Source organism: Rhodothermaceae bacterium, from assembly GCA_009838195.1.
GTDB lineage: Bacteria > Bacteroidota > Rhodothermia > Rhodothermales > Bin80 > Bin80.
In genome coordinates this window covers 1-21,304 of the sequence record VXSC01000007.1, presented here as the reverse complement: position 1 = coordinate 21,304, position 21,304 = coordinate 1, and the positions used below count along the sequence as shown (strand labels likewise).

Genomic DNA, 21,304 nt, shown 5'->3' with positions numbered 1-21,304 from the left:
CCTTAATCAATTTTAGGGCGAATCAGGCCAGTATCTTATATTACTCAACGAAATTATTTCTGAGATATGCCATACATCGTTACTGAACCATGTATTAATTGCAAGCATACCGACTGCGTGGAGGTGTGTCCTGTAGATTGTTTTTATGAAGGCCCCAATTTCCTAGTTATCCATCCTGATGAATGTATAGATTGCAATGCATGTGTACCGGTATGCCCGGTGGAGGCGATCTATCCTGACGACGAAATTCCAGAAAAGTGGGCGCATTACGCCGACTGGAACACCTATCTCGCAGAAAAATGGCAGGAGCAGGACTACAATATCATTGAGCGTAAAGATCCTCTGCCAGATGCAGAAGAGTGGAAAACCAAAGAAAAATCCGAAGAAGACATCCTGGAGTGGGATGTCTAAGTACCAGCGGAGTAATCTCTCGCGTACCTCTCTTGCTCTGGGGTTAATGTATCAATATTGAGTCCCATCGTATTCAGCTTCAACCGGGCAATCTCTTCGTCTACGGAGGCTGGCAGTTCAATCACCTTGCATGGCAGCTTTGTGCCGCGCTCCTTGGATTGGATCAGGCTCAGGTGCGCCATAAACTGGTTGGCAAAACTCATATCCATCACTTCAGAGGGGTGTCCTTCTGCTGCGGCAAGGTTGACCAGCCGCCCGTCTGCAAGCACATAAATCTTGGCTCCATCGGTACGGGTGTATTCACGGTTATTGGGCCGGATATCCCGTTCCGCGGTTGCAAGTTCAGCCAACTCAACCAGATTCAACTCCACATCATAGTGTCCAGTGTTACAGACGATTGCTCCATCCTTCATGGATTCAAAGTGCTGCCCGCGAATCACATCCTTCATGCCGGTGGCCGTCACAAATACGTCACCAATGCGGGCAGCCTCCTCCATAGGCATGACTCGCATACCGTCCAGGGTGGCCTTGAGTGCCGCTGCAGGACGCACCTCGGTCACGATCACATTGGCCCCCATTCCACGACCTCGGGTGGCAACTCCCCGGCCGCAGTGCCCATAGCCGGCAACAACCAGGTTTTTTCCGGCCAGAAGCACACTGCTGGCACGCAAGATACCGTCAAGAGTTGATTGGCCGGTTCCATAGACATTATCAAAGTCCCACTTGGTTTCCGTGTCATTTACGGCGTACACAGGATAAAGGAGCTTGCCATCATCGGCCATCGCACGGAGTCGCTGTACACCGGTCGTGGTTTCCTCGCTGCCACCAATGATGTGATCGGACAGGTGTGGAAACCGCTTATGAATCGTAAAAATCAGATCTGCTCCATCATCCAGTGTGGTGTCTGGCGGAATGTCAATCGTGCGGTCAATGCTCCAGTAAAATTCTTCAACATTTTGTCCGTACCAGGCATAGATCTGGATTCCACCAAGTGCCAGTGCCGCTGCAACCTCGTCGTTGGTAGAGAGGGGATTGCAGCCGCTCCATGAAACTTCAGCCCCACATGCAGCCAGTGTCTCAATGAGCACAGCCGTCTCTTTGGTCACATGCAGGCAACCGGTAATTTTATACCCTTTGAATGGTTGAGAGTCTGCATATTGCTTACGCAGACGCATCAGCACGGGCATCCGGCTTTCTGCCCATTCAATCCGCTTTCGACCACTTTCGGCAAGACTCAGGTCCCGCACTTTGTATTTCCCCTCCGAATGATTCATGGATTATTTTGATTAAAATAGGTTGGCAGCGCTCAAACCCGTGGCACCCCATCCGGTTCGTTTAGCGCACTAGTGTGATCGGTTGCTGCAGAAGTGTATTGTCGGCTTCCATCCTGACCCAATATATACCGGGTGCAAGGCCACGCAGGTTCAAGGTGATTGCATGTCCTCCCGCCTCATATGTGCGGTCCGTGACGTTTTGTACATTCTGACCAAGGATATTGAAGATTGTGATCTGCACGTGCGAGGCTTCCGGGAGAATATAACTAATGGTCGTCTCGTCTCTGAATGGATTCGGGAAGTTTGGATAAAGGACGAGGTCGGAAGGTGAAGGGACGGTTGGACTATCCCCCGCCAGGCGATAGTACTTTGCGCTGAAGACCTCCCAGAACCCGTCTCCTGATTGCTGTCGCCCATGAATTAAATCCATGCGCAGTTGATAGGGTTGACGCAATGGCGTGAGGTCAAACCAGGAGGTAGAGACTCGAGGGGATCGCCCGGAAAACTCTACTCTGTCTCTCTGATCCATATCAAAAGAGTGAGTTCTGGGTGCCAGCACCTCCCATGTGTCGCCGCCATCCTCAGTCACGCTTATCCGCCCTAGATTTTCCCCATCCAGTTGGTAGGCATGACGCAATCGCAACATCGTTAGTTCTGGCTGATCTGCAAAGTAAACAGGTGCCAGTACGATGGAAGATTGCCGGTAATCTGCATTTGTCCGCGCACGATAACCCTCGCCGGAGTGGGTCCATGCACCACTCGTGTGCCCATTCGTCAGTGCAGTGCGCGGGTCGTCAGAAGGTGTATACAATTTGAGGAGTTCCTCTGCGGATTGTTCGCCGAGAGTGCGAATATTGTTATCGAAGTCCCGGACTGTGATGTAATAGCCCAGTACTCCACCCGCTTGGAGATTCGGTATTGGGATGGCTACGTGGAACCAGTCTGGGATGGTCCGAAGAGGATTCAGTCTATATGCCCCCAGAAACTCCAGTTGTGTATTCTCAACCTCGTAGAGGCGAAGACGGACGGACTCAATACCTGCATTGTCCAAAGCCGCAACCTGGATGGGCGTTGTAGCTTCGTCAGGAGAAATGAATTGATATGAAAACGGAGCATGTTGAACCACCGGCACGACCGTGTCAACAGGTGGATCAGTTAGAATACGTACATCCCGGACCGCCCATCCCGCAAAATTGTCGGTGGTGGAATTTGAGTTCCCGGCTCCGGTCCCGAATGCGAGCCGGGTATGGACCTCGGATCGGTAAGCCCTGGCAGGCGCATCCGGCAGAGGTACACGAACCCGGCGCCAGCCAAAACTTGAGCCGCCAAAGGCGGGGGTTCCAGACAGTGGGTTGGACAGCGTTGATTCAACGTCCCCGTTGTAGCCCCACTGTGGTTCGGCAACAGTCCAGGATTGCCCTCCATCAGTTGAAAGCTGAATCTGTCCACCGTCATAAATAATGCCACCGGCGTCCCCTGGACCAGGTACATCCGTATTCTCAAAGTCATACCAATGCCAGAATTCCAGATGGGCATTAGGGTATCCTGCAACATTGACTTCGGGGAAAGAGAGCAGGCTCTGTGCAGGTTTGTCGCTATAGGGCCCGTCCGGTGTAGTAACCCAAAGTGATCCCTGATGTCCGAAGGCTTCCTCATGAGAGGCCCATTCACCAGCAGCCAATCCGGGCCAGTCATCTGGATTCCATGCCCCGAGTAGACTGGAGTCGGGAATCACATCCAGTCGCAACTGAGGTTCTTCCATGGGAGGGAATACCGCGATGTTTGGTGGATCGGCATTGTCATGAGCGGTAATTCGATACTCCAACCATGTTCCTGGCAATACACTTTCGGGAGTATCTGGCAGCGGTAGGTTAAACGTATACGTGTCGCCGTTTGAATCCTGCAAGTCGAACATACCGGACTCCGGCCCTTCCCGACTGGGGTCATTGATCGTGTAGGTGAGCGTGACCTTGGATACTGCATTGTCGTCTGCCACCTGGATTGAAAGGGGAACCCTGGCCTCTTCTGGGACGATGTGTGTCACGGGAGTGTAGGTGACGGTTGGTGCCTGGGTATCTGTGCCCACATACACGCTCCAGAGATTCGCGGGGGCTGACCGAGGACTAGCCGCCAAACCAACTTGCGTGGTAGCTAAGAGATAGTATTCCAGGAGAGTGGCAGATTGGGGGAGCAGGATCTCGGTGCTCCATGTGATTCCACCCTCCTGTGCCAGTGCCTGCATCTCGAAAGCTCCCGAGTCTATGCGGTAGTAGACGGACACATTGGTAAGAGGGTATCCTGACCCCGTTACGTTGATATTCGCTTCAATTTTGACCGGAAGAGTGGGGTCAGAATGGCGGGCAACAGGTGTATGAATGATCAGGGGAATCCCGCTAGGTGAGGTAACAAACCCTAATGGCTCAAAAACGTCATAGATATCAGCAGTATACTGCCCGTTATTTAGAGCAGCATCGGCCATCACAAGTGCTTCCACCATATCTTCAAGTGCGAAATTGCGGCCGAGATACGGAAACGCGGCCAGATGCAGGCGGTCCGTATTTTCGCGTCCAACGCGCTCCCAGAGTTCCATCATCAGGGCCGCCCAAGTTCGTCCGTAGTCGTAAATATCACACACGCCGAGGCAATCCCATCGAATCACATTGTAGTGATCGTTTCCATCGGCGCGGCGCCCTCCCCAGGCAATCCCATCCCAGGGAAATACCTCTCTCCAGTCTCCTGCTGGAACCTCTCCACGCTCCATGAGGTCTCTTCGATAAGAGACGGCCCAATAGTCAGAAAACCCCTCACCAAGGACTCCCCACTCTCTCCTAGGCAAGGGAGCGAATCCCAGATAGTGGTGCATTATGGCATGGCCGTACTCGTGAAGGATTATGCCAGCATCTTCGGCATCATCTACGCCGCCGTCTCCGAAGTGCAGAGATCTCGTACTAGCCTGATAGTAGGAGACGTCTTCTGGGAATGCATGAGGGTCCGCAGTAACGGGGTTTGACGGTGGGGCAACACCGACCTCAAGAGATTGGATATAGCGCTCGCTCGTGTCAATGAAATAGTATGCCATGACCGCTTCAAAATGCTTGTCACTTCGCGTGTACTTGAAATCAGAAGCGTTACTCTCTACAGGAGCTGCAGAGCCGACGATCTCCACCCATGGTCCGTTGAGTCGGTAGGAACCATTGCTGGTCCGTTCAATATCCTGAAGCGTGACGCTCTGGAGTAGACTGTTCAGCGTCGTATTGTCCCTGTCATCGTCATCTACGTAGTCCCCACCGTAGGGCTGACCGGATGCGGTCAGGGGGTCATACATCCAAATATGTCCCTCTCCATCTACATCTTTTTTGGAGGGGGGATCCGTGTGAGAGAATACAAGCAGGTCCATTAGTTGGATCAATGCTCCGGTATTGGCATCCAGCAGTACTTCCCATTCCCCTATGCCGGTGTCTGGCGACGCAATGGTTTGCCAGATCAATCGGGGCGGGTCATCGGGCAGGACCAAAAGTTCAGCCGGTTGCGCAGTGGCCCCCTCGTCGGAAATCGCACGCTGTGCCAGAGATTCGGCCTGCGCTGCGTTGAGGGCGGGTACGGAATTAAATGCATCCACGTTTTCTAGGTGAGGTGCATAGTCGCTGATTACCATGACAGGCAATCCGGTCTGGTTCAGGTTTACGTGCACAAAACGACCATAAACCGGGATGCCGGCCAGCGTTTGCTGGAATGTCAGGTGATGTGCTCCTGTGCTCTCTCGTTCACTCACCAACTCCAAGATCTCCGGTGTACGGATCCCGAAGGGCTCGCCATCCTGAAGCAGCCATGTACGTGCCGTAGCTTCCGGTGTGGCTTCTGGAGTCATGTCCGGGTTCAGCCGGTAGGCTGCCCGCAGAATTCCCAGCTGTTCATCAATACGGCCGTTCGCTACACGGGACGTCGGGAGGTTCGTCCAGACATTCTCCTGGACGACCGCACTGCGGGAAGCGGCGGGAAGCGACTCGATGGCTTCCAGGCGCTCCTGTGCAGCGGCGGTCACTACACAAAAAAATGTCAGCAGAATCGTGATGGATTGACGTACCATGTGGGACGTTTATCATCAGCCAGAATGAATCCGTGCATATTCACGCAGCTTCTCCACGGCATCTAATTGTTCCCACGGGAAGCATCCCCGCCCAAAATGGCCATAGGCAGCCGTCTCCTGATAGATCGGGTTTTCGAGTCCGAGGTAATCAATGATGCCTCTTGGCTTCAGCTTGAAGGTTTTTTGCAAAATTCTTGTCAGCGCAGAGTCACACAAACCGTGTTTGGCCGTGCCGGACGAGTCAACAAAGATGGATACGGGTTTTGGTTCGCCAATGGCATAGGCAAGCTGGATCTCAACCATATCCGCCAAGTCAGCGGCCACTAGGTTTTTGGCCACATAGCGTGCGGCATAGGCAGCAGAGCGGTCAACTTTTGAAGGATCTTTCCCACTGAAGGCTCCACCTCCATGTGCTCCCCGCCCTCCATACGTGTCAACAATGATTTTGCGACCAGTCAGCCCCGCGTCGGCATGCGGACCACCCTCAACGAATTGACCGGTACTATTCACAATCAGTTCGGTCTTGTCATCCCTCAGACGCCCATCAATCACAAGCGGCAAAAGGTGATCTTCTATGTCTTTCCTGATCTCGTCCTGTTCTACTCCGGCATCATGCTGGGTTGCAATTACAATCGTATGAATCCTTTTTGGGGTTCGTCCGGTCGAATCATACTCAACGGTGACTTGGCTTTTGGAATCTGGTCGAAGGTAGGGCATGATGGATTTCTGTTTACGGATTCTGGCCAGCTCCCGAACCAAACCATGTGCATACATGAGCGGCATTGGCATTAGGGTCGGAATTCCGTCATGCAGAGCCTCAAGCTCCCGACAGGCAAACCCGAACATCATCCCCTGATCTCCAGCCCCCAATTCCTTTCCACCGTCAACCCCTTTGTGGATGTCGGGGCTTTGTCCGTGAATGTGATTGGTCACCTCAAGGGTATCGGCATTAAAATCAAGATCGCTGTAGGTGTAGCCGATATCGCGTACAACCTTACGGACGATCGTTTCAATCTTTGCACGACTGACCTCAACGCGAGAGTTTACCTCACCGGCAAGGATCACGTTGTTGGAGGTTACCATAGTCTCAACAGCAACGCGGCTCTTGGGATCTTGCCGCAGGTATTCATCAAGAATAGCATCCGAGATCTGATCGGCAACTTTATCGGGATGCCCCTCCGACACAGACTCGGAGGTAAACAAGTAGGTGGACATAGTTAATATAATCGAGTGGCGGATTTGAACCGGTGGCTATTCTTACTGGTTCAACCCCGCCGTTTATGGTGTGATTTGTGGCAGAATTTAGTGACTTTAGCGAAAGTTGTATGAATTTGCCGTAATTTAGTTGTACTGCACCCGCATGGAAAATCGCTCTGCGGGTTTCTTCAAATAACTACTATTAGATCATTATGTCAGAACTTGCAGAAAAGGTCAAGGCTATCGTGGTGGACCAGTTGGGGGTTGCTGAAGATGGAATTACTCCCGAGGCTTCTTTCTCTGATGATTTAGGGGCGGATTCGCTGGATACGGTTGAGTTGATCATGGAATTCGAGAAAGAATTTGATATCAGTATCCCGGACGAAGATGCTGAAAAGATTGCTACCGTTGGAGATGCAATAGAGTATCTCGCGGAGAAGAGCGCATAATCCTCCTATAGAAAGCCTTCAGGCATGGCGATTCAAGACAAGCCGCGCCGCGTTGTGGTCACAGGAATGGGGATGTTGACCCCCTTGGGGCACTCCCCGGATGAATTCTGGGATGGGCTCATGGAGGGTCGGAGCGGGGCTGCACCAATTACTCATTTTGATACGGAGGGCTTCGCAACCAAGTTTGCCTGCGAGTTGAAGGGATTTGATCCGATGGACCACTTCAACCGGCGTGAGGTACGGAAAATAGACCCGTTCGCCCAGTATGCAGTGGTTGCGGCGATCCAGGCCGTTGAAGACTCGGGGCTTGCACCCGAGAAAATGTCCCAAGACGAGCGGGATCGCGTCGCGGTCATCATTGGTAGCGGGATTGGCGGGATTCAGGTGTTCTTGGAACAAACGTCGGCCTATCTTGGCAATGGACCACGCCGCATTTCGCCGTTCTTCATCCCCAAGTTGATCCCGGATATTGTGAGCGGTCACATCTCGATCCGGTATAAATTTCGAGGGCCGAACTACTGCGTTGTCAGTGCCTGTGCGACTGGGAATAACAACATCAGTGATGTTTTTATGATGATGCAGCGGGGCATGATTGATGCTGCACTGTGCGGGGGTAGTGAGGCAGCGATCAGTGAATTGGGGATCGGAGGCTTTAATGCACTGCGGGCGCTATCGACCCGGAACGACGATCCTGCAACAGCGAGCCGCCCGTTTGACAAAACACGGGATGGGTTCGTGCTCGGAGAGGGGGCAGGTGTCCTGGTCATTGAGTCACTTGAGCATGCGCAGGCCCGTGGGGCAGAAATTTACGCCGAGATTATCGGCATCGGAATGAGTGCGGATGCGAACCATATTACGGCTCCCGATCCTGAGGGTAGTGGTGCAACACTGGCAATGCGCAACATGCTCTCGGACGCACATTTGGCTCCGGAGGAAGTGGATTATCTGAACATGCACGGTACCTCTACTCCCTTGGGGGATATTGCAGAAACAAGATCCGTCAAGAATGTCTTCGGTGAGCATGCCTATAAGATGAACCTGTCCTCCACCAAGAGCATGACCGGTCATTTGCTGGGAGCGGCAGGTGCAGTAGAGGCCATTGCAACCATTCAGGCCATCCGCAATGATCGCGTGCCTCCGACCATCAATTTTGCTCACCCAGATCCAGATTGCGATCTGAATTACACGTTCAACAAGCCGCAGGAGCGTACGGTTAATGTGGCGGTTTCTAATGCATTCGGTTTTGGTGGCCACAACACCTCGGTAGCGTTCCGTAAATACGAGGACTAAGTCCGGTTCTCGCAGGTTCACGAAGATCTTGGTATGCCTCAGTGGTGCTGGCTTGGTCGTATACACATCACAGGACCTGGGCTCAATTGAGGTGGGAAAGCTTGCCGATCTAGTTGTGATTGACGGGAACCCGCTGGAGGACCTGCGCCAGTCAACCAATATCTCCTATGTCATGGTGAATGGCCGACTCTACGATGCGATGACCATGAATGAAATTGGTCACTCTCCTAGAGAGCGGAGCCAAATTTTTTGGGAGCGTCCAGAGGTGGACGACGGGTTTATTTGGCGGGATTAAGTCACCGTCCCAGATTCATGAAAAACGCGACAACCCCAATTGTTGCTACAATCAAGGAACTACGATTCCCATGACTCACCTGTACGCGGAATCGCGTCGTTTGATGGCACGTATCGTTACAGCAGATGAGTCTATATCGTAGGGTATACGGTGGGCCCCATAGCGTAATCGCCAGCCTCTAAGCTTACCCTTAAGTTGGCGTGACCCTGGTGGTCTTGCGCAATCCTTCAGCTTATCAACCTTACTCGATATCGACCTTCTGTCGTGATCTGGAATTTTTCTCAACTGTTTGAGTGCGGTGCGCTCAATACTAAGTTGGTACTTCCCCATGCTTCACTTTGTCCCAATCATAGACCTCCTCCTCACTGGACCTTTCTGCAAGCTCTTTGATATCTTCTAAATCCTCAAAAGCTTCTTTAAGAATACTGGTTAGTCGCTCAAGATCCAATGCATCTTGACTTTGAAGTTCTCTGATTTTGTCGATTGCCCAGTCAGGAAAGTGCGCACTCTTTATTTCACATGTGAGTTCTCCACGGCTGTTACTGGTGATCACGAGTATTTCTTCGTCATCTTCTGTGTTAGAGGGTCTGGTCAACACGCTTTGAGCAGAAATACAGAACTCCCAGTCATGGGGCAATGGTTCAACATACTTGGTGAACTTCCTAGCTTCACTCACGAGGTCCGCCGTAGTGCTCATACCACTTAACTTTTCGGTTACTGGAAAGAGTATAATGCTCAGACCCAACAAAGTACCAATTCTAGCCTATTAAGTCGCTGTCCTAGATTGGGATGCACCGCGGTTAACACAGTCAGGCCGCTGACAATGACCATAGAGATTGAGCGCATGACGTGTAATCTCAAAGGCATACACGTCGGCAACCATCTCCTGGATATTTTGGATGCGTGGGTCGCAGAACTCCAAGATCTTCTCGCAATCCAGGCAAATCAGATGGTCGTGCTGTCCGAAGAGGAAAGAGGACTCATATTTGGCCTGTGAATTCCCGAACTGGTGGCGCACGACAAGATCACACTCTAGGAGCAGATTAAGGGTGTTGTAGACCGTTGCACGGCTGATTGAGTGGTTCTGCTGTTGCAAACGCAGATGCAATGCGTCCGCATCTATGTGACCACTGACATCGTATATGGCATCGAGGACAGCGAGGCGTTCTCGTGTCTCTCGAAGGCCATGATGCTTTAGGAACGATCGGAAATGGTCCCGAACTTCCTTTTTCTGAGCTTGAGAGAGTTTAGCCAACTTACTACTGTTTGGGTATATCTACACAGGGAGTTTGGGAGGGTTCCGCTTGGAAATCACAAGCGTTGTCAGAACAAATGGTTTTTAATGCTTCCAATCCTCGGAAAGATTTGAAGTTCAGAAGATATTGACGTAACTTTGCAGAAGCTTGAGGACCCACAAGAACTAGCTCAATGAGTACATTTGATTTTAGTTACGGGGATGATGATCGGTTTGAGGAAGATGACCTGAAAGCTTTGGTCCATGCCTTTGAGCGCAGCGGTTCTGGGGCGTACTTTGACGTGGATTCATTGGAGGATATTGCACTGCATTATTTCGAGTCCGGGCGGCTTGAGGATTCCCTCATAGTTATAGACAGGATTCTGTCAATTCAGCCTTTTTGTGCGTACACGTGGCTTAGACGCGGCATTGTACTGGGCAATATAGGGGAGACGGAAGAGGCCCGGGAGGCATTCGAAAAATCACTGAGTTTGAACCCGGGAGACAGTGAGGTTCTTCTGAATCTAGGCATCACGCTTGATATGACGGGGCACTATCGGGAGGCATTGGAGCATTTTCGCAATGCGGCTCGCGTGGATCCTCTCAATGATGATGCCCATTTCTATATCGGATACGCAATGATCCGGTCGAAAAAGTTTTCCGATGCGGTAGCTGCGTTGGAGACCTGTACGGAGGTCAACCCGGAGCACCCCGAAGCCTGGTTTGAGTTGGGTTATTGCTACGATATTCTCGGAGATCTTCCGGCATGCCTGGACGCGTATGATCGCCAGATCGATCTGGACCCCTATTCGTGTGAGACATGGTTCAACAAAGCAGTTGTACTGACCAGAATGGAGCGTATGGAAGACGCTTTGCGCTGCTATGATTTTACACTGGATATCGATCCTGATTTCGTCCCAGCATACTACAACCGGGGGAATATTCTCTCTGTCCTTGAGCGCTTTGATGAAGCAATCACCTGTTATGGAGAGGTGATTGCGCGCAAAGGGGAGGATGCGCCGGCATACTGTAACATGGCACTTGTCATGGCGGAGCGGGGGGATCACGAAGCCAGTATCCAGCTCTATGAAAAAGCTTCCAAGCTTGATCCGAACCTGTCGGAGGCCTGGAATGGTCTGGGACGGGAGTACATGGTTCAACAGAGATATCGATTGGCCGCAAAAGCTCACACACGGGCGACCGAGCTCAATCCGAGGAACTCCGAATACTGGCACAGCAAGGGAGATGCCGAAATGTGTGCGGGCTATACGAAAAAAGCTCTGGGTTCATTCAAAAAAGTGACAGAGTTGGAGCCGGATGATCATCATGTATGGATGCAGTATGCGTCGGCACTCTCTGCGAACAAGAATCTTGGGGCGGCCCGCACAGCGTATGAGCGCGCGATCCAACTCCAACCGACCTGCTCATCGGCCTGGTATTTCTATTCCGGGGTTCTATTTCTACTCGGTCAGACGGAGCTGTGTCTGGACGCACTCACGACATCCTTTGACCTGGATCCAGAGAATAAGGAATTGTTTATGAAGCAGTGTCCGCCCGAGATCTATAACCATCCGCTCTTTCGGGAGTGCATTGACTCACGCGATTAGTCGTGCACTGGATCCGGAGGCTATATGACTGGGTGCTCAGTTGGGCGGAGACACCCTATGGGGCGGCGGCACTGTTCGTGCTGGCGGTTACTGAGTCGATTTTCTTTCCGGTTCCTCCGGATGTGCTCCTGATTGCACTTGCTCTGGGGCAGCGAAAAAGGGCGTTGTATTTCGGACTAATTTGCAGCGTCGGTTCGTTATGTGGAGGAGCGATCGGATACATGCTAGGCCATTATGTATGGTTAACTCCAGACGGATTCACCCCACTAGCACAGTTCTTCTTTCACAACGTGCCCGGGTTCAGCGAGTCCGTGTATGCGGATCTGGGACGTAGATTTGATGAGTGGGGGTTCGTCATCATTTTTACCGCCGGGTTTACTCCGGTGCCATACAAGCTATTCACGATCAGTGCGGGCGCTTTCGGGACATCTTTCCCACTATTTTTGCTGGCGTCTGTGGTGAGCCGAACAGCCCGGTTTATGCTCGTAAGTGGGTTGATCTGGCGGTTCGGTGAGCCGGTTCGAATCTTTATTGACCGCTATTTCAACTGGCTCGCAATCGCCTTTACTGTATTGTTGGTGGGCGGATTTGCCCTTCTCAAATTCCTTACTTGATCAGCACGACCTGGGTGCCGGTTGCATATTGGTCTGTTTGGACACGGATATAGTAGCTTCCACTTGGGAGCTGGCTGGCATCAAAGGTGAGGATATGTTGCCCGGCGGACAGGACTCCGTCCTTTAGCAGATCAACAGAGCGGCCGAGCATATCCAGAACTTCTGCGCGAACCTCTGTCTGCTCAGGCAAAGAGAGCACGGTCGACGTTACTGGATTAAATGGATTGGGATAGGCGGGCGAGAGCGAAAAAGCCTCAGGAATCGCAGCAGACGCTTCGGTATGTGTGATTGTGACCGGGAGCGGATCCAAAATCATCAATCCATCTGGATGACTGCCGACGACGGTCGTACCACTTTCGGGAAAATGATAATTGCTCCACGCCCCGGCAAAAGTATCATCATGTCCCGGATGCGTATCAAAGAAGGCGATTTCCTGGGGTTGATTTATGTCCGAAATGTCTACGATGCGAAGTCCCTCCGAGTAGTTGGACGCAAACATGTAGTCCCCATGCACATAAAGATTGTGGTCAGGGCCAGTGGATGAAAAATAGAATGCAGAGTGGTAGACCGGGTCTTCGAGATCGGCAAGGTCCCAAATAATCGTCCGTGTGTTACTGACTTCAAAACTGAATTCGTCCGTCTCGTCATTCATGAGGAAGTATTCATGATCGGTCGTCAGCCAGCCCTGGTGTGCGTATCCCACGTGTGGATAGCTTGCAGCCGCTACGTTCACTGGATCTTTTTTGTCAGTTACATCGGCAATACTAATATGGGACTCGTTTGAACCAATACAGATTTCCCGTCCCTGATATTTTTCATCGGGGCCGCGGTAGATCACACACTGAGCATCGTGTGTGTATCCGTCGTTTCGATTACCGGTGCCGCGATTTGCAAAGCAGCCCGCGTAGGTTGGATTGCTGGGGATTCGAATGTCTACAATGTGCAATCCCCTACCACCACAGGTATCTTTTGCACCCTGAGCTGATCTTGAAAGTTCATAACCGGTGATATATGCAAAGCCAGACTCCTCGTTGATGGCCAGGTTATGTGCGGAGGTTATTCCATCATAGTGTGCAGTTGCACGGAAATCTCTGGGGGTTCCATCAAAGCCACGCAGCTGGCGAAGATCAAAAACCTGCATTCCGTTATTGCGTCCATCAACCGTCACATACATGTGATTTTTGTAGACCTTCATATCCCGCCAAATGATGGGAAAATCCGATTCATGCCCAGGGAGTTTTCCATTGTAGATGGGGTTGATGGGATCGGTCACATCAACGAAAGCCACAAATTGACCCGTACCCACGAGGGCATATTCCCGCTTGGTAACAGGGTCAGTCCATCCCCAGATATCGTTAAGGACGCTTCGACCTCTCACCTCCAGATCGGTCCTAGACATGCGGGCGAGGAGGTCGATATTGCTGCACGCATGATCGGCGGCCAGATTATTTACGCACTTTACACGTGATCCACGAATGGATGATTGGGAAAACTGTGCCCAGGAAGTCTGGGATGCGAAGAGGGCCACCAATCCTAAGTACCAGATCTTTTTCATGAACCCCTCAGAACCGATTAACATGCGGTACTTGATCTTCTGATAATTGTTCTATAATGGCCTGTAAGTCCCCCCTGGGTGGCTTGCCAGGTTGGTAATAATGGGGTTGTTAGGGCCATTAAGTGTAATTATGTATAGAGCAAATTTCATTCCGAAGACGACGATCAAATTCCTGCAGGAATCAATGGTCAGGGGCTAACCAATAGACGGTCCAAGGGGATCGGCTACGCATTATCTTTTTCAGGATGCTAAACAATTACTACCTCCTGCACAGGCTTGCTCACGTCTGGGATCAGTCTATCCCGGGTGCTACGGTCACGGATGCGTGGTGCCATGCTCCTGGAGAGTTAATTATCGCACTGGAACACAATTCTGCGGTTACGGCTATTTCGTTTCTGACGCATGCACCGGTTGTTGGTGCGTTTCGGCGCGAGGATGTTGGTCGCCCCCGGCGCAACACGAAGTCTCTTTTCCGTGCACTGCGGCGGCAGTCAATTGCGAGGGTGAGTGTTTCTGAAGGCGATCGGATTCTGATACTGGAATTCACGGGTGGGCTTCAGCTTCAGGCGCATCTGTATGGAAGCCGGGCTAATGTATTTTTGGGAGATGAAGCTGGACGTGTCCAGGAAGCATTTCGTAAAGGTGGCCCGACGGAGTTTCCCCAAGCACGCAATGCGCCGGAACCCAAGAATCTTGCAGAATTTACGGCCCGATGGAGTCGTGCAAAGGGCAATCTGACCAAGGCACTGCAGCGTATCTATGTGCGCTTCAATAGAGACCAGGCCAGCGGGGTCATGAAGCTGTATGGGTGGGCCAATCTACCGGATCCTGCTTTGGTGTATAAAGCGGCGCAGGCGATGCACCTGCGGTTGCTGAATGATCAGGGTCCGTTGCATGTCTATCGGGACCTGCCGTCGATCTCTCTGTTTCCTCTCACAGAGCACAGTGAGGAAGAGGTACAGAAATACAGTGATCTTGATGAGGGGCTCCGTGCATATGCGCAGCACCTACTGTCGGTGAGAGCTTATCGCGCACAGTATGATCCTCTACGGAAAAACCTTGTTCGGATGCTGGACAAGGCGGAGCGCTCGGCTGAGCGAATGAGAGCGGAACAGTCACAACCCTCACGTGCCGATGAATACGAACGGATCGGACATATTCTGATGGCTTCACCACCACTGCCAGCGGGCGCATCCTGCGTGGAACTTGAGGATGCATTTCATCCCGGAGCCATGGTCACGGTGTCTTTGGATCCGGCACTGAACTCTTTACAGAATGCCGAGCGCTATTATTCAAAGGCGCGCAAGGCACGAACATCCCGTGCACACCTGGACACGCTCATCAAGCAGGCTGAAGAAAAAGTTGTGTCGTTGCAAGCGGAACTGGCGGAACTGGAGAAAGCGAAGACTTATAAGGATCTGAAAACGTTCCAGAAAGGGCGCGCAAAGCCCGCATCCTCCGGACAGCCATTCCGGCGTTACGTTCTTGCGCCCTCCTATGAATTATGGGTAGGGCGCAATGCAAAGGAAAGTGAGATTTTGACACTTCGACATGCCCGTCCATTTGATTTGTGGTTCCATGCACGCGGGGTGAGCGGAGCCCACGCAGTACTGCGGCTTCCGAAGCGCGATGCGCAACCGAGCAGTTATCTGATTGAACAGGCAGCAGCGATTGCGGCCTGGCACAGCAAGGCACGCACCAGCAGTATCGCTCCGGTGATTGTAACACCTAAAAAGTATGTTCGTAAGGCACGTGGGGCCCCATTGGGTGAAGTCACCGTAAGCCGGGAAGAGGTTGTGATGGTTGAACCTGCGCTCCCATGAAGTATTTTCCCCTCACTGGACCGACTCAACTATCTTCATGACCTGGTGGCAGGCGGTGATTCTTGGACTTCTGCAGGGCTTGACGGAGTTCCTGCCAGTTTCTTCTTCGGGGCACCTAGTATTGGCACAGCATGTATTGGGGTTGCAGCTTACACCGGATGTAACGTTTGAGGTTTTTCTTCACGCAGGGACTGCCCTCAGCATCATTATTGTCTACAGGAACCGACTAGGTGCAATCGTGAGGGGCATGATCCGTACGCTGATGCATCCCCGAAAGGCTTATCAGGTGAACGTAAATGCGCGGATGGCCTGGCAAGTGATCTTCGCGAGTATTCCTGCCGGGTTGGCCTATGTATTTCTTGACACACAACTGGAATGGACCTACGCGCGTCCCTGGTTCGCGTGTGTGATGTTGATCCTTACGGGCGTAATTTTGGCTTCTACTTTGCTGGCCCGTACCCAGGGCAGCGATATCACGCTCTGGAAATCTGTCCTGATGGGTGTGGCTCAGGCCGTGTCACTTCTTCCTGGAATGTCCAGATCAGGGGCTACGATCAGTACGGGATTACTGTCTGGAGTCAAACCTGAAGCTGCGGCAGATTTCTCATTCATTATGGTTTTGCCTGCCATTGCTGGAGCAACCCTCGTCAAAGGGTTAGGATTGATCCAATCGCCAGAACCAGTCAATTGGCTCCCGGTGCTGCTTGGCACGACCATTGCATTTGCAACCGGTATATTTGCAATTCACGTGGTGCTTGGGTTTGTCCGACGTGGCCGACTGCACATATTTGCGATTTACTGCGTAGGAGTAGGAGTGCTGGGACTGTTCTTTCTGTAGGTCACAGCGATCAACCACATTAAAAACTCATGCGGCTTACCGCTTACGAAAAATCTGTTCAGAAGGAGGTAGATGCGTGGTTGCGTGGAGATGGTTCTTTGGCGGCTCGAGCCATGGACTGGGTCATGCGCCCTGTAGATTGGGCGGTGGAGCAGGGAGTTCCAGCCCACTTGGTGGATCAGATGAGTGATGCAATAGGTGCATTTCTGTCTAGGCTTAATGATGCCACGAAATGGGCAGTGGATTTGAGTGGCATCCAGTCAGAGGCGCGCAGGAAAGGATTAGAGGTTGAAAAGATGGAAGATTTGCGTGGGGCTCCTTTAGAGACGTTGGATGAGTTGGCGAAGGGACTTTTTACTCAGAATACGGTCCTGGCCGCGCTCAGTGGTGGGGGAACGGGTTTGGGTGGCGCGGTTCTGATTGCAGCAGATATCCCCTTGCTTTTTGCCATTAACCTTCATCTCATTCAGAGGATTGGCGCAGCGTATGGATTTCCAATGACCGGACCGGAGCATGGACCGATTATTTTATCGATCTATAACGCAGCGGCCGCAAATTCACGAGAAGCTCGCAGTGGTGCGATGCATGAGGTTGGTATTGCTGCGGCCTCCTATGCAGGGGGTGGGACGTATCAGGGGCGTGTGCGGGGGGTATTCTCGGATCAGTCCCGTCACGTGCCGAGAGAGTTGGCAAAAAATCTTGTTGGTCGAAAACTATTACAGACCATTCCGCTGGCTGGTGCAGCAGTGGGTGCGGGGGTGAATTACTGGTTCACAAGAGAGACGGCAGAGACATCGTACATGTTATTCCGCGCACTTTATCTTGAGCACAAAGACCGCCTTCGCTGATTCGGTGGTGAATCGGTTCTTTGGAGCGACGTTCGGGGTGATTATCCCGGGTCTGCTCCGATGATTATGGTTAGAGGATTTAAGTCTCTGCTGAATACATATATCCAAAGGGGTGTGGAGTATGGTCATCACACATCCGTAGCCGTTCCTTCCGTCAGGATTTTCATGTATTCCTCGTAAACGAATACTTGATTGCGGGATTTTCCAGTTACCTCTCGGACGATCCCGATATCCTCAAGACGTCGAATGGACTTTCTTGCAGTGGGTGGCGAGATTCCAACAGATTTTGCCGTGAATGGGACTGTAAGAAATGGTCGTTCCTGAAATGCTCGATGCACACGGGGCATTGACGGGGGAGATTTTCCCACGGTCTTTATCTGATTCTGATCTTTATCAAAAAGAGCTAAAAGCTTCTCTGCAGTCCTAGTTGCACGTTCGGCAGTCTTAAATACTCCATCCAAAAAGAATTCAAGCCATGATTGCCAATCTCCATGTGTGTGCACTCGTTGCAACAGAGCATAGTATTTCGCTCTATGAGCATTAAAGAAAAAACTGAGATACAGGAGCGGTTCTTTTAATAATCTACGCTCACAAAGCAGAAGTGTAATCAGCAATCTACCGAGGCGGCCATTTCCGTCCAGAAAGGGGTGAATGATTTCGAATTGGACATGGAGTATCCCTGCCTGAATGAGAACCGGGATATCCGAATGATCATCGTGAATAAATCGTTCTAGGTTGCTCATTAGGTCCAGTATATATGTGGCAGGCGGTGGAACGTATTTTGCGTTTTCTGGATCTAGTCCTCCAATCCAGTTTTGGGAGCGACGGTATTCTCCGGGATCTTTTCTCCTCCCGTGTCCTGTAGATAGCAGGATTCCATGCATTTCCCGCATCAAGCGTTGACTTAGTGGAAATCCGCTTTTCAGCCTTAACAAACCATATGTTAGGGCATTAACATAGTTCGACACCTCTTGGACGTCATCCAAAGCTACCTTTGGTGTGCTTTCAGCTTCGAAGAGCAGTAAATCAGACAAAGATGACTCTGTGCCTTCTATTTGAGATGATAGGACCGACTCTTGCCTGATGTATGTATGAAGAAACATCTGTGTGCTCGGCAAAATTCTAGTCATTCCATCCAGTTGACCGACTGCGTGAGTAGCCCGCTCAAGCTTAGATGCCATTTCTCCGAGATCAATCGGTGGCTTCAGAGGAAGTAGCGGTGGTAGGTATGCCTTAACCTTTTTGCCAACGGTAGATACCTCAACCATTTTCCCAATATGGTGCGGAGATTTTTTAACCTGCATCGGTTAGGTAAAAAACTTTTTTAATAAATTTTTAAAGAAAGAAAACCCGCATATCCTTTCTTTGTTGCAAATCCATGATGTCCAATCGTCAGAGACTCGGTAAGGGTGGGGTGCGATGAATTATTCCCTATGTAGAAAGGGATTTTAGAAAAAACCTTGTTGGATCCAGTCAACCAAATATTCGCGCCTTGCGCAAGAGTATCCCGTCGAGCGTGGAAACCAGTTTTTAGATTGACAGCCTCTGCAAGTATTAGCGGAGACAGGGATGTCTTGACCTTTTGCCAACAATAGATACCCTAGCCATTCCCCAATGTGGCGTGGGAATGGCTCAAACTGCATCTGTAAGGAAAGAAATTTTCTTAGCGAATTTTTAAGGAAAGAAAACCCGCATATCCTTTCCTTATTTGGGAGTATCCAGAAACTTGAGTCATCCAACGAGATTCCGGTCTTTCACCCGTAAATATCAAGGCTCATCGGATAAGGCAATAACCTCCCTTCAGGCCAAAATTTTCATCGTCTGATACGCCCTGCAGGTTGCAGCCTAGCCGCGGAGGATAGATTTCATCTTGTAGTCAGGCACAGAAACCCAACTAAAGATCAGAGGGCAATCAAGCGTTTTTCGGTTGCGCCTTAGGCAGAGTCTGACCCCAGTTTGAATACAACAGGTATTTGCATCTCAACCGGAACGGTCTCACCTTGATGAATTCCGGGCCTGAATTTTGCGTGTTCGGTAAGAACTCGGATAGCTTCCTCGTCACATCCACCACCAATGCCCTTTGTGATTGAGGCGTCACGAACATTACCCTCCTTATCTACAATGAATCTTACGATCACCCGCCCTTCAATCTGGTCTTTGCGAGCGATTTCCGGGTATTTCATGTTAGAGGCCAGTGTGCTGATACCTCCTATGAGTTCCGGCATCTGATCTACGAATTTAAGAACCTCTTCCGCCAGATCATCCCCTTGTGAAGGCAGCTTAAATGTGAATGGAATGGCCATTTTGACTGGGACCACACGTCCCTGGTGGGCTCCTGGTTTGAATTTTGCATGTTCAGTAACAACGCGAACAGCTTCCTCATCACACCCACCGCCAATTCCTAGCACGACCACGGGATCACGCACATCACCATTTTTGTCTACCGTGAACTGTACGATCACCCGTCCTTCAATCTGGTCTTTGCGAGCGTTTTCCGGGTATTTCACTTCAGAGGCCAGCGCATTGATGCCTCCGATGAGTGTCGGCATCTGGTCAACGATTTCGAGGGGTTCGGATTCTTGCTGATTATTCCAAAACATGATCAGCAAAAAGATTGCAGTGACCACGGTAACCAGCGCGAAGAGGCTAGGAGCTTTTTTGGTAGAGGTTGAAAGAGATTTGCGTAATTCCATGATTTAGAGAGGGTTTAGTCAACAGGCAAATAAGTCAGAAATGTTTTCTGACATTAGGCAGGTGAAATACTGCACGCAGATCTGACGATTCAGTGTACAGGAATTCATCACGATGAATTCCTGCAATTATTATGCCGGGATTGTTGGCTGTATATTGTGAGTATAACAATAATCGCCTTGTCATAAGGCTACATGAGCCTCGCGAGAAGCAGGTAGTATTGCAAGGTAGTGCTCGTGCAATGCACCGGTGCAATCAGGTATAGAAAATCCCAGAAGAATTCAAGATGCTCGTTGCTATTGTTGGTCGTCCGAACGTAGGGAAGTCCACGCTCTTTAATCGGCTCACAGAGACTCGTCAGGCGATTGTACATGATGCCCCGGGTGTGACGCGAGATCGTGTATATGGTCAGGTGCTCTGGAATGGGCGGGAATTTGCACTGGTAGATACAGGCGGGTATGTGCCCCGAAGTGCCGATCGTTTCGAGCGTGCAATACGTGAGCAGGTGGAGATCGCACTCGTCGAAGCCGATATCATCTTACTAGTTACAGACATCACGGCTGGCGTGACCGATCTGGATGAAGAAATGGCTCGGATGCTTCGGCGAAGCAGAAAGCCCGTTCTCGTGGTTGCCAATAAGGCAGACAATCAACAGCGTCGATGGGACGCAGCATCCATGTATAGCCTAGGACTGGGAGAGGTCTACCCGGTCAGCGCCACGAATGGGATGGGGACAGGAGATTTTCTTGATGCCGTGACGGCTGAACTGCCGACTGAAGAGACCATGGAGGAGGATACTGGAGTCAGAGTTGCACTCATCGGGCGACCGAATGTCGGTAAATCGCAACTGACCAATACTCTGCTGCGTCAGGAGCGCTCAATCGTCACGGAAATCAGCGGGACAACCCGGGATGCAGTGGATGCAAGGCTGATACACAATGATCAGGAAGTAATACTGGTTGACACCGCAGGGCTGCGGCGACGAACCAAAGTTCATGAGAATGTCGAATTCTATGCCACACTCCGTACCGAAAGGGCGATCCGAAATTGTGATGTGGCAGTACTGATCATAGATGCAACCATCGGATTGG

19 protein-coding genes are annotated in these 21,304 nt (G+C 51.2%); 10 read left to right on the top strand and 9 right to left on the bottom strand.

The genetic code is table 11. The annotated features are described in order from the left end of the window. The first annotated feature begins 66 nt into the window (after positions 1–66). Positions 67–411, top strand: coding sequence for a ferredoxin family protein (locus tag F4Y64_01105; GenBank protein ID MXX96199.1), 345 nt, complete (start codon positions 67–69; stop codon positions 409–411). Here the strand turns inward: F4Y64_01105 and F4Y64_01100 are convergent. The 3 genes from F4Y64_01100 to F4Y64_01090 form a co-directional block, all read right to left on the bottom strand. Then, complete coding sequence (locus F4Y64_01100; protein ID MXX96198.1) at positions 408–1,685, bottom strand: adenosylhomocysteinase; 1,278 nt, start codon at positions 1,683–1,685, stop codon at positions 408–410. The genes F4Y64_01105 and F4Y64_01100 overlap by 4 nt on opposite strands. 61 nt (positions 1,686–1,746) lie before the next feature. Then, positions 1,747–5,772 (bottom strand): T9SS type A sorting domain-containing protein, encoded by a 4,026-nt coding sequence (locus F4Y64_01095; GenBank protein MXX96197.1) that lies wholly within the window; start codon positions 5,770–5,772, stop codon positions 1,747–1,749. A gap of 15 nt (positions 5,773–5,787) precedes the next feature. Then, a complete protein-coding gene (locus F4Y64_01090) occupies positions 5,788–6,987 on the bottom strand; it encodes a methionine adenosyltransferase (GenBank protein MXX96196.1) in 1,200 nt (399 codons plus the stop codon). A 194-nt stretch (positions 6,988–7,181) separates the two neighbouring features. On the opposite strand from F4Y64_01090, the gene F4Y64_01085 reads away from it, so the two are divergent. The 3 genes from F4Y64_01085 to F4Y64_01075 are packed head-to-tail and all read left to right on the top strand — an operon-like array spanning position 7,182 to position 9,003. Next, complete coding sequence (locus tag F4Y64_01085) at positions 7,182–7,418, top strand: acyl carrier protein (protein ID MXX96195.1); 237 nt, start codon at positions 7,182–7,184, stop codon at positions 7,416–7,418. A 24-nt stretch (positions 7,419–7,442) separates the two neighbouring features. Next, positions 7,443–8,708 (top strand): beta-ketoacyl-ACP synthase II, encoded by a 1,266-nt coding sequence (fabF, locus tag F4Y64_01080; protein MXX96194.1) that lies wholly within the window; start codon positions 7,443–7,445, stop codon positions 8,706–8,708. Positions 8,709–8,733: 25 nt separating this feature from the next. Then, complete coding sequence (locus F4Y64_01075; protein ID MXX96193.1) at positions 8,734–9,003, top strand: amidohydrolase family protein; 270 nt, start codon at positions 8,734–8,736, stop codon at positions 9,001–9,003. Positions 9,004–9,078: 75 nt separating this feature from the next. Here F4Y64_01075 and F4Y64_01070 read toward each other — a convergent pair whose 3' ends face one another. The 3 genes from F4Y64_01070 to F4Y64_01060 form a co-directional block, all read right to left on the bottom strand. Further along, on the bottom strand, positions 9,079–9,333 hold the full coding sequence (locus F4Y64_01070; GenBank protein ID MXX96192.1) for a hypothetical protein: 255 nt from the start codon (positions 9,331–9,333) through the stop codon (positions 9,079–9,081). Next, positions 9,314–9,700 carry a hypothetical protein gene (locus F4Y64_01065; protein MXX96191.1) on the bottom strand — a complete coding sequence of 129 codons (387 nt, stop codon included), beginning with the start codon at positions 9,698–9,700 and terminating at the stop codon, positions 9,314–9,316. Before F4Y64_01065 ends, F4Y64_01070 begins: the two co-directional genes overlap by 20 nt. A 69-nt stretch (positions 9,701–9,769) precedes the next feature. Further along, the gene (locus F4Y64_01060) at positions 9,770–10,258 is read right to left on the bottom strand and encodes a transcriptional repressor (protein MXX96190.1); all 489 of its coding nucleotides are present in this window, start codon (positions 10,256–10,258) and stop codon (positions 9,770–9,772) included. Positions 10,259–10,431: 173 nt separating this feature from the next. Here F4Y64_01060 and F4Y64_01055 point away from each other — a divergent pair, with 173 nt between their 5' ends. Both F4Y64_01055 and F4Y64_01050 read left to right on the top strand, forming a co-directional pair. Beyond that, a complete protein-coding gene (locus F4Y64_01055; GenBank protein MXX96189.1) occupies positions 10,432–11,844 on the top strand; it encodes a tetratricopeptide repeat protein in 1,413 nt (470 codons plus the stop codon). 2 nt (positions 11,845–11,846) lie between these two features. Continuing rightward, a complete protein-coding gene (locus F4Y64_01050; protein MXX96188.1) occupies positions 11,847–12,458 on the top strand; it encodes a DedA family protein in 612 nt (203 codons plus the stop codon). On the opposite strand, the gene F4Y64_01045 is transcribed toward F4Y64_01050, so the two are convergent. Continuing rightward, a complete protein-coding gene (locus F4Y64_01045) occupies positions 12,451–14,037 on the bottom strand; it encodes a choice-of-anchor B family protein (GenBank protein ID MXX96187.1) in 1,587 nt (528 codons plus the stop codon). The genes F4Y64_01050 and F4Y64_01045 overlap by 8 nt on opposite strands. Positions 14,038–14,258: 221 nt before the next feature. On the opposite strand from F4Y64_01045, the gene F4Y64_01040 reads away from it, so the two are divergent. From F4Y64_01040 to F4Y64_01030, 3 genes are read left to right on the top strand one after another with little or no spacing between them, the layout of a single operon-like run. Continuing rightward, entirely contained in the window at positions 14,259–15,836 is a 1,578-nt protein-coding gene (locus F4Y64_01040; GenBank protein ID MXX96186.1) for a DUF814 domain-containing protein, read from the top strand. A 37-nt stretch (positions 15,837–15,873) separates the two neighbouring features. Further along, a complete protein-coding gene (locus tag F4Y64_01035) occupies positions 15,874–16,674 on the top strand; it encodes an undecaprenyl-diphosphate phosphatase (protein ID MXX96185.1) in 801 nt (266 codons plus the stop codon). A gap of 29 nt (positions 16,675–16,703) precedes the next feature. After that, the gene (locus F4Y64_01030) at positions 16,704–17,522 is read left to right on the top strand and encodes an EcsC family protein (protein ID MXX96184.1); all 819 of its coding nucleotides are present in this window, start codon (positions 16,704–16,706) and stop codon (positions 17,520–17,522) included. A 128-nt stretch (positions 17,523–17,650) separates the two neighbouring features. On the opposite strand, the gene F4Y64_01025 is transcribed toward F4Y64_01030, so the two are convergent. Continuing rightward, positions 17,651–18,826: a Fic family protein gene (locus tag F4Y64_01025; GenBank protein MXX96183.1), complete on the bottom strand. Its 1,176-nt coding sequence runs from the start codon at positions 18,824–18,826 to the stop codon at positions 17,651–17,653. A 630-nt stretch (positions 18,827–19,456) separates the two neighbouring features. Next, the gene (locus F4Y64_01020) at positions 19,457–20,215 is read right to left on the bottom strand and encodes an energy transducer TonB (protein ID MXX96182.1); all 759 of its coding nucleotides are present in this window, start codon (positions 20,213–20,215) and stop codon (positions 19,457–19,459) included. 284 nt (positions 20,216–20,499) lie between these two features. Here F4Y64_01020 and der point away from each other — a divergent pair. Then, on the top strand, positions 20,500–21,304 hold an 805-nt coding region (gene der, locus F4Y64_01015; protein ID MXX96181.1), incomplete at its 3' end, for a ribosome biogenesis GTPase Der.